Raw genomic sequence first — 8,255 nt, 5'->3', positions numbered from 1 at the left:
GGATGCGCTCCATCAGGCTGGCGAGGTCGTTAAGCACCACGCTGAACTCCTCGGTAAAGGCGCGCAGCTCGCGCAGCGTATCGCGATTCAGCCAGGCGGGCGGACGATTCAGCAGGCGAAACAGCGCGGCCGGCTCCGGCGCCAGCAGACGCTGAATACGCAGCAGCATGCGGCGTAGCTGCCCCAGCTCGCTGCGGTTCGCCTTGATCGCCGGACTGAGCAGACGCTCCTCAATCGCGTCCACCGCCAGGCTGGTGCGCCGCACCACCTGCTCCAGCTGGCGCTCCTGCTCGCCCAGCAGGTTGAGCAGCATCTCTTCGGCGTTGCGAAAGGCGCACGACTGCAGGCGCTGGTGCATGCGTTCGATCATATCGACCTGGCGATAGCGCGCGCTGACCAGCAGCTGGCGACGGCACCAGATCCAGAGCGTGGCGTTCTGCGCGCTGTGCTCTTCCTGGCTAAAGGTGACGTCGTTGAGGATCGCCATCAAGGCTTCACCCTGCTCCGCCAGCCGGGTGCGCGACGAGGCGGAATGGATCTCTTCGAAGAAATCTTCATCAACCTGAAAATGGCGCTGAACCCAGTGCTGGGCGCGGGCGTGGTTGAGGTTGATATGCAGCCAGAGAAACTCGCCGTCGCGGCGCGGCCTCTCCCCGGCCTGCACCGCTTCGCGCGCGTTAAGACGGCGCGGCGGCGCGTCGGGCGACATCAGGTAGCCGTGGATTAAACCGGCGACCTCGTCGTCGAAATCGGATTTATCAGGCGCCAGTAACAGCTCAGAAACCATGGATGGACTAAATATCAAAGCGGACCAGATCCACAGCCTGATGCAGAGTGATGACAGAATAATGACAGCCGCCGTGCAACATCATTGTTCTGTCATATAAAGCGCGTATCCCTGCCAGTAATGGGTGCGGACAGGGCGCGCCCGCCACTATCCACCGAGGTGTTTATGAGCGAAAACAGCTTATCGTCATCCCCATCGGTTGCCGGGCGTCCGAATCTTACTGGCAAGCGCAACCGTTTTTCAAAACCGCTGTTTCTTATCCTGCTGGTCGCCGGGCTCTCTTTTGCCGGATTCAACTTGTTCAGCGACGTGCAGGAAACCGACACGCCGGTCACCAGCTACGTCCCTTTCTTTCTGCTGGGCCTGGCGCTGGTGATCGCGCTGGGGTTTGAGTTCGTCAACGGCTTTCACGATACCGCCAACGCGGTGGCGACGGTGATCTACACCCACTCGCTGACGCCCGGCGTCGCGGTGGTCTGGTCAGGACTGTGCAATTTCCTCGGCGTGCTGCTCTCCAGCGGCGTGGTGGCGTTCGGCATTATCTCGCTGCTGCCGGTCGAGCTGATTTTGCAGGCGGGCAGCGGCGGCGGCTTCGCCATGGTCTATGCGCTGCTCTTCTCCGCCATTATCTGGAACCTGGGCACCTGGTATCTCGGCCTCCCCTCCTCCTCTTCCCATACGCTGATCGGTTCGATTATCGGCGTGGGCGTTGCCAATGCGCTGCTGCACGGCCGCAGCGGCATGAGCGGTGTGGACTGGGATCAGGCGATTAAGATCGGCTATTCGCTGATCCTCTCGCCGCTGGTGGGTTTTGTCTGCGCCGCGCTGCTGCTGCTGACGATGAAGGCCTTTATTCGCAACCGCGATCTCTATGAGGCGCCGAAAAGCAACGAGCCGCCGCCGGCCTGGATCCGCGGCCTGCTGATCCTGACCTGCACCGGCGTCTCCTTCGCCCACGGCTCCAACGACGGCCAGAAAGGCATGGGGCTGATTATGCTGATTCTGGTGGGCACCATGCCGATCGCCTATGCGCTGAACCGTTCGCTGCCGCCGGATCAGATCCCGCGCGTGGCGGCGCTGGCGCAGGTGACGGAAAACCAGCTGCTGCAGCTACAGCCCGCCAGCGCCCGTCCGCCGGTGGCGCGCGACGTGCTGACCGACTATGTGCGCACCAACGAGATGAACCCCAACGTGCTGCCCGCGCTGGCGCTGACGCTGGGCGACATCAGCGAGCAGATCCGCCGCTACGGATCAATGGAGAATATTCCGGCGCAGGCGGTGTCTAACACCCGTAACCAGATGTACCTGACCTCGGAGTCGATCAAGCATATCCAGACCAATAAAGTGGCGATGCCGGAAGAGACGCAGCGCAATCTGACGGCGATTAAGCAGGAGCTGGACAGCGCCACGCGCTTTATTCCGATGTGGGTGAAAGTGGTGGTGGCGATTGCGCTGGGCCTCGGCACCATGGTCGGCTGGCGCCGCATCGTGGTTACCGTAGGCGAGCGCATCGGCAAAAACCCACCTTAACTACGCGCAGGGCGCCAGCGCGGAGCTGGTGGCGATGGCGACCATCGGCGCGGCGGACAGCTTCGGCCTGCCGGTCTCTACCACCCATGTGCTCTCGTCGGGCGTGGCGGGCAGCATGGCGGCTAACCGCTCCGGCCTGCAGCTCGCCACGCTGCGCAATCTGGCGATGGCGTGGATCCTGACGCTGCCGGTTTCTATTTTGCTGGCCGCCGGACTTTACGCACTCTTCTCGCAGTTCTAGTGGCCGTCGGCGCGGCATTACGCCGCGCCGCTGTAGCGCTGCATCAGGCGCAGCGTAATGCCGAAGGCGCCCAGCACCATCATCGCCGCCGCCAGGTAGACCGACTGCATGCCCCAGTAGCCAATCAGCAACCCCGCCACCGGCCCGGTCAGGCCGAGTCCCAGATCGAGAAACGCCGAATAGACGCCGAGCGCCGAGCCCTGATCCTGCCGCTCCACCTGCTTCACCGCCTCTACGCCCAGCGCCGGGAAAATCAGCGAAAAGCCGCAGCCGGTCAGCAGCGCGCCGAGATCCACCAGCAGGCTGCTCTCCGCCTGCCAGATAATCAGCAGCCCGGCACACTCCAGCAGCAAGGAGACGATAGCGACGCGCAGCCCGCCGAAACGCGTAATGGCGCGGCTGAACAGCAGGCGGAACAGCACGAAGCCGAGGCTAAACAGCGACAGCGCGAAGGCGGCGCCGCTCCAGTCGCGGCTGGCGAAGTAGAGCGTAATAAAGGTCGAGATGACGCCGAAGCCGATGGTGCCGAAGCCGAGCGCCAGGCCAAACAGCCAGACGCGCGAAAAGACGCGATGAAACGGAATACGCTGCCCCTGGCTCACCTCGACCGCCGGTTTGCGGCTCGCCAGCAGATAACCCACGACGCCCATCAGCGCCACCAGGCCGGCAAAGCCGCTGATGCCCAGTCCCTGGTTCAGCATCACGCCCAGCGGCGCGCCGATCGCCATCGCCAGATAGGTGGCGACGCCGTTCCAGGAGATCACGCGCGCGGTCTGCAGCGGCCCGACGATATTCATGCCCCACAGCGTGGAGCCGGTGCTGCTGAAGCTTTCGCCGACGCCGAGGAACAGGCGTCCAGCCGCCAGCAGCAGCAGGCTGACCAGCGGCCAGTCGCGGCACAGCGCGGCGATAATGGTCATCACGCCGCTCATGCCGCAGAGCAGCGTGCCGAGCATCACCACCCGTTTCGGCCCCAGGCGATCCGCCAGCCGGCCCGATTGCGGACGGCTCAGCAGCGTGGCGAAATATTGCAGGCTGATGATCAGCCCGGCGACAAACGAGCTGAAGCCGAGCTGGTTATGCACGAAGCCCGGCAGCACCGCCAGCGGCAGCCCCACGGAGAGATAGCAGAAGAAGGTGAAGATCAGAACAGAGAGAATGCGTTTGTTGAGTTGACCGTTAGTCAGTACCGCGACATCAGACATAGCAGGCTGGCTTGTTGTGAAAAATGGCTTTCACTATACGCTTAGCCTGCTAACGGGTCGCCTGAATTTTTGTCACAGGGCCAGCGCAGCGGCCTGTCGGTCGATCGCCTCGGCGATAGCGGCGGAGTGTTTGAGCGCGCGGATATCGGTGAACAGGCCGTCCGCCTGAGGATAGGCTTTGCGCAGGTAGCCGAGCCACTGCTTGATGCGCGCGACGTGGTAGAGGCCGGTATCGCCCTGCTTCTCCAGCCGCGCGTACTTTTGCAGCAGCGCCACCACGTCCGGCCAGGCCATCGGCGCGTCGTTGTACTTCACGACCCGACTGAGGTTGGGCACGTTAAGCGCGCCGCGACCAATCATCACCGCATCGCAGCCGGTCGCTTTCAGACACGCCTGCGCGCTCTGCCAGTCCCAAATCTCGCCGTTCGCCACCACCGGGATGCGCAGCCGCTGGCGGATCTCGCCAATCGCCTGCCAGTTGATCGCCTCAGCGCGGTAGCCATCCTCTTTGGTGCGGCCGTGTACCACCAGCTCGCTGGCGCCCGCCTGCTGCACCGCGTCGGCGATTTCAAAGCGCCGCTCGCCGGAATCCCAGCCGAGACGCACTTTTACCGTGACCGGCAGCGGCGACGGCACCGCTTCGCGCATCGCTTTCGCGCCGCGATAGATAAGCTCGGGATCTTTCAGCAGCGTAGCGCCGCCGCCGCTGCCGTTCACCAGCTTCGAGGGGCAGCCGCAGTTAAGATCGACGCCCCAGGAACCCAGCTCGGCGGCGCGCGCTGCGTTCTCCGCCAGCCATTCAGGATGCTGACCGAGCAGCTGCAAACGCACCCGCGTGCCCGAAGGCGTGCGGCTGTTATTGCGCAGCTCGGGACAGAGCCGGTAAAACGATTTTACCGGCAGCAGCTGATCCACCACGCGCAGAAACTCGGTGACGCAGAGGTCGTAATCGTTGACCTCGCTCAGCAGCTCGCGCACCAGCGAATCCAGCACGCCCTCCATCGGGGCAAGCAACACCCGCATAGCGTTACGCGGTTCCGGTTTTCTTCGCAGCCGGACGACGCGACGGACGCGCAGGCTTAGCGCCCTGCTCGGACTGATTCTGACGGCGCGGCTGCGGCGCGCGTTTGTCGCCCTGCGGACGTGCAGATGAGGGCGCGCCGCCCTGTCCGCGACCGCGACCGCGCGGCTGCTGCTGACCGCGACCATTCTGGATCGGCTCCGCCTTGATGCTCGGATCCGGCTCGTAGCCCGGAACCGCCATACGCGGGATCTCACGCTTCAGCAGACGCTCGATATCGCGCAGCAGCTTGTGCTCATCCACGCAGACCAAAGAGAGCGCGGCGCCGGTTGCGGCGGCGCGGCCGGTACGGCCGATGCGGTGCACGTAATCTTCCGCCACGTTCGGCAGTTCATAGTTCACCACGTGCGGCAGCTCTTCAATATCAAGGCCGCGCGCGGCGATGTCGGTTGCCACCAGCACGCGGATCGCGCCGGTTTTAAAATCGGCCAGCGCGCGGGTGCGGGCGCCCTGGCTTTTATTGCCGTGGATCGCCGCGGCGGTGATGCCGTCTTTATTCAGCTGTTCAGCCAGGTGGTTGGCGCCGTGCTTGGTGCGGGTAAAGACCAGCACCTGCTGCCAGTTGCCTTCGCCGATCAGCTGCGAGAGCAGTTCCCGCTTGCGCTTCTTGTCGACAAAATGCACCAGCTGCGATACCTGCTCGGAAGCGGTGTTGCGGCGCGCCACTTCGACCTGCTCCGGGTTGTGCAGCAGTTTTTCCGCCAGCGTTTTAATGTCGTCGGAGAAGGTTGCGGAGAAAAGCAGGTTCTGACGCTTCGCCGGCAGCTTAGCCAGCACGCGACGGATGTCGTGGATAAAGCCCATGTCGAGCATGCGATCCGCTTCGTCCAGCACCAGCACCTCGATCTGCGACAGATCGACCGCGTTCTGGTGTTCCAGATCGAGCAGACGGCCCGGCGTGGCGACCAGAATATCGACGCCGCCGCGCAGCTTCATCATCTGCGGGTTAATGCTCACGCCGCCGAACACCACCAGCGAACGCAGCTGCAGGTATTTGCTGTAGTCGCGCACGTTTTCGCCGATCTGGGCGGCCAGTTCGCGCGTTGGCGTCAGGATCAGGGCGCGTACCGGACGGCGACCGCGGCCCGATGCAGCCTGAGTAGAAAGTTTTTGCAGCAGCGGCAGCGTAAAGCCGGCGGTTTTGCCGGTACCGGTCTGCGCGCTGGCCAGCAGATCGCGCCCGGAGAGCACCACAGGGATCGCCTGGCGCTGGATAGGCGTAGGTTCACGGTAGCCCTGTTCAGCGACCGCACGCAAAATATCGGCGCTCAGGCCGAGAGAGTCAAAAGACATTAAGTGTGTTACTCCGGTCCGCCCTGACCGCGATTCACGGTGTAGTTTTCAGGGGGGAAAGTGACGCCAGCCGGGGGCTAACGTGTGAAAAGGGCACAAACTACGATGCGTAAGGCAGGCAGTGTAGCAGCTTTCGTCGCGGGGTGCGAGAAAGGCAGAAACAACAGGGGCCGCCTTGCGGCAGCCCCTGATAGCGAACCCGAGAAGTTAGCTGCGCTTCTTCTGGATGCGCCCTGCCGGCTCTTTCGCCAGCAGCGAGACCAGCGCCGGCCCTACCAGCATCACCACGCCCAGCATACCGATCAGCAAGGCGTTGTGTATGTAGCGCGAGACGATAAACAGCGTCATCATCGCCGCGCCAAAATAGTAGGTGGTAGTCGCTTCTTCAAGATAATCACCGATGCGACGCAAACGAACACTACGCTGCAGGACCAGCATGGCGATAAACACCACGGCATAGGCGGCTACCAGCGTGCTGCACACTTCGATCAGAGCTTTGTGCTTCCAGCCCCAGATCAGCGCGGCGATCACCAGCGCGTGCATGGCAATATGCACGCAGGTTTGTCCAGTGATGATTTGAACACGATTAGACCATTTCATTCTTTTCTCCTGGCAGACCCAACAGGTCGCCCAAGTGCAACCGGCACAGGCCGGTAACGGTTTCCTCAATGTAAAGCAATTTTCGGATAACGCCCTAAATTTCCATCCTTATCCGCACCCGTTTGTGACAAAGACTACACTTTACTTTTCTTGCTGATGAAAAGGAGTGCGTCGAGAGTATGCCACAAACCAAGCAAGGATTTTCCCTTAAAGTCCTGACGATCAATACCCATAAGGGATTTACCACCTTTAACCGTCGCTTCATCCTGCCGGAACTGCGCGAAGCGGTACGCGCCACCTCAGCAGATATCGTTTTTTTGCAGGAGGTGATGGGCACGCATGCCGTACACCCTCTGCATCACGAGAACTGGCCGGGGACGCCGCACTACGAGTTTCTGGCTGACACCATGTGGAACGATTTCGCCTATGGCCGCAACGCCGTCTATCCGGAGGGACACCACGGGAACGCGATTTTGTCACGGTTTCCCATTCAGGAGTATGAAAATCGCGATATTTCTGTTGCAGGAAGTGAAAACCGCGGCATGTTGCACTGCAAAATAGGGCTGCCGGAGCCGCACGGCACGCTACACGTGATCTGCGTGCACCTGGGTTTGAAAGAGGCGCACCGCCACGCGCAGATGAAGATGATGTGCGACATGGTGGCCTCGCTGCCGCACGACGCGCCGCTGGTCGTCGCGGGCGATTTCAACGACTGGCAGCTGCGCGCCAATCATATTCTGAAGCATGGCGCAGGATTAAAAGAGGTATTTAGCATGAAACACGGCCGCCCGGCGCGCACCTTCCCTGCCCGCTTCCCGCTGCTGCGGCTCGATCGTATCTACGTCCGCAACGCCACGGTCAGTCATCCCTGGGCGCTGCCGCGCAAACCCTGGTCGCACCTGTCGGATCACGCTCCGCTCGCCGTGGAGATCCATCTATGAATTTCGAATGGCGAGAAGGCAACAGCCTGCGTCTGCTGGAGAACGGCGAAGAATTTTTCCCGCGCGTGTTCGGGGCGATCCAGCGCGCCGAACGCAGCGTGATGCTGGAAACCTTTATCCTGTTTGAGGATGAGGTCGGCAACGCGCTGCACCGCGAGCTGCTGGCCGCAGCGCAGCGCGGGGTGAAGATTGAGGTGATGGTGGACGGCTACGGATCGCCGGATCTCTCCGACAAATTCGTCAACAGCCTGACGGCGGAAGGCGTGCGCTTTATCTATTACGATCCGCGTCCGCTGGTTATGGGGATGCGCACCAACGTCTTCCGCCGCCTGCACCGGAAAATCGTGGTGGTCGACGACGTTATCTCTTTCGTCGGCGGCATCAACTTCTCCGCCGAGCACAACACCAGCTACGGCCCGGAGGCGAAGCAGGATTATGCCGTCGAGGTCAAAGGCCCCATCGTCGAGGATATTACCCGCTATGTGCGCGAGGCGATGGGCAGCGAAGCGGTGACGCGCCGCTGGTGGGGCGGCCGCTCGCATCGCCCCGCGGTCAACGCCGTGCCCGGCAACGCTCA

7 protein-coding genes and 1 pseudogene are annotated in these 8,255 nt (G+C 62.4%); 3 read left to right on the top strand and 5 right to left on the bottom strand.

Annotation, left to right across the window (positions count from 1 at the left end):
* A partial coding sequence (locus tag HA46_RS20285; RefSeq protein ID WP_084886503.1) for a CorA family divalent cation transporter occupies positions 1–787 on the bottom strand: 787 nt, incomplete at its 3' end.
* A 165-nt stretch (positions 788–952) separates the two neighbouring features.
* Between HA46_RS20285 and HA46_RS20280 the strand changes: the two are divergent.
* Positions 953–2,558 (top strand): annotated as a pseudogene (locus tag HA46_RS20280) (inorganic phosphate transporter).
* Positions 2,559–2,575: 17 nt separating this feature from the next.
* Here the strand turns inward: HA46_RS20280 and HA46_RS20275 are convergent.
* The 4 genes from HA46_RS20275 to HA46_RS20260 all read right to left on the bottom strand — a co-directional run bounded on the left by HA46_RS20275 (position 2,576) and on the right by HA46_RS20260 (position 6,737).
* Positions 2,576–3,763: an MFS transporter gene (locus HA46_RS20275; RefSeq protein ID WP_033789108.1), complete on the bottom strand. Its 1,188-nt coding sequence runs from the start codon at positions 3,761–3,763 to the stop codon at positions 2,576–2,578.
* Between the two features lie 72 nt (positions 3,764–3,835).
* Complete coding sequence (gene dusC / locus HA46_RS20270; RefSeq protein WP_084886500.1) at positions 3,836–4,786, bottom strand: tRNA dihydrouridine(16) synthase DusC; 951 nt, start codon at positions 4,784–4,786, stop codon at positions 3,836–3,838.
* Positions 4,787–4,790: 4 nt separating this feature from the next.
* Entirely contained in the window at positions 4,791–6,137 is a 1,347-nt protein-coding gene (gene rhlE, locus HA46_RS20265; protein ID WP_033789104.1) for an ATP-dependent RNA helicase RhlE, read from the bottom strand.
* A gap of 207 nt (positions 6,138–6,344) precedes the next feature.
* Positions 6,345–6,737 (bottom strand): YbhQ family protein, encoded by a 393-nt coding sequence (locus HA46_RS20260; protein ID WP_033751562.1) that lies wholly within the window; start codon positions 6,735–6,737, stop codon positions 6,345–6,347.
* A 179-nt stretch (positions 6,738–6,916) separates the two neighbouring features.
* Here HA46_RS20260 and HA46_RS20255 point away from each other — a divergent pair, with 179 nt between their 5' ends.
* Positions 6,917–7,678 (top strand): endonuclease/exonuclease/phosphatase family protein, encoded by a 762-nt coding sequence (locus tag HA46_RS20255; protein ID WP_084886497.1) that lies wholly within the window; start codon positions 6,917–6,919, stop codon positions 7,676–7,678.
* Positions 7,675–8,255: cardiolipin synthase ClsB (gene clsB / locus HA46_RS20250; protein WP_084886494.1), on the top strand; the 581-nt coding region annotated here is incomplete at its 3' end. The genes HA46_RS20255 and clsB, both read left to right, overlap by 4 nt.

The organism is Pantoea septica (assembly GCF_002095575.1).
Classification (GTDB): domain Bacteria; phylum Pseudomonadota; class Gammaproteobacteria; order Enterobacterales; family Enterobacteriaceae; genus Pantoea; species Pantoea septica.
This window is presented reverse-complemented; position numbering and strand designations above follow the sequence as displayed.